This is a genomic window from Ruminococcus sp. D54t1_190329_F1, assembly GCF_015551645.1.
Classification (GTDB): Bacteria; Bacillota; Clostridia; order Lachnospirales; family Lachnospiraceae; genus Blautia_A; species Blautia_A faecis.
This window is the reverse complement of sequence record NZ_JADNDC010000104.1, coordinates 1-1,273: the sequence shown is the minus strand read 5'-3', so window position 1 is coordinate 1,273 and position 1,273 is coordinate 1. Positions and strand designations below refer to the sequence as shown.

General features: G+C 55.1%; 1 rRNA gene. It reads left to right on the top strand.

The features are described 5' to 3' along the window. Positions 1–1,273 (top strand): 23S ribosomal RNA (locus I2D69_RS19765); the annotation flags it as partial.

Below are 1,273 nucleotides of genomic sequence, written 5' to 3'. Positions count from 1 at the left end.
GAAGTCCGTGAGCCATGCGTCAAGAAAAGCCGCTATTGTTTATACCGTACCCGTACCGTAAACCGACACAGGTGGATGAGGAGAGAATCCTAAGGCCGGCGGAAGAAGCATTGTCAAGGAACTCGGCAAAATGACCCCGTAACTTCGGGAGAAGGGGTGCCACTGAGAAGTGGCCGCAGAGAATAGGCTCAAGCAACTGTTTAGCAAAAACACAGGTCTATGCGAAACCGAAAGGTGAGGTATATGGGCTGACGCCTGCCCGGTGCTGGAAGGTTAAGAGGAGAGGTTAGCGGAAACGCGAAGCTTTGAATTTAAGCCCCAGTAAACGGCGGCCGTAACTATAACGGTCCTAAGGTAGCGAAATTCCTTGTCGGGTAAGTTCCGACCCGCACGAAAGGCGTAATGATTTGAGCGCTGTCTCGACAATGCATCCGGTGAAATTGAAGTACCAGTGAAGATGCTGGTTACCTGCGCCAGGACGGAAAGACCCCATGGAGCTTTACTCCAGTTTGGTACTGGGGTCCGGTATTGCATGTACAGGATAGGTGGGAGGCTAGGAAGCAGCAACGCCAGTTGCTGCGGAGCCGCTGTTGGGATACCACCCTTGCAGTACTGGGCTTCTAACCAGCCGCCGTGAACCGGCGGTGGGACAATGCCAGACGGGGAGTTTGACTGGGGCGGTCGCCTCCGAAAGGGTATCGGAGGCGCCCAAAGGTTCCCTCAGAATGGACGGAAACCATTCGAAGAGTGCAAAGGCAGAAGGGAGCTTGACTGCGACACCGACGGGTGGAGCAGGTACGAAAGTAGGGCTTAGTGATCCGGTGGTATTAAGTGGGAATGCCATCGCTCAACGGATAAAAGCTACCCTGGGGATAACAGGCTTATCACTCCCAAGAGTTCACATCGACGGAGTGGTTTGGCACCTCGATGTCGGCTCATCGCATCCTGGGGCTGTAGTAGGTCCCAAGGGTTGGGCTGTTCGCCCATTAAAGCGGTACGCGAGCTGGGTTCAGAACGTCGTGAGACAGTTCGGTCCCTATCCGGCGTGGGCGTAGGATATCTGAGAGGAGCTGTCCTTAGTACGAGAGGACCGGGATGGACGGACCGCTGGTGTACCGGTTAGACTGCCAAGTCTACGGCCGGGTAGCCAAGTCCGGAAGGGATAAACGCTGAAGGCATCTAAGCGTGAAGCCCCCCTCAAGATGAGATGTCCCATTCGAAAGAAGTAAACCCCCTTGAAGACGACGAGGTAGATAGGGCAGGGGTGGAAGTG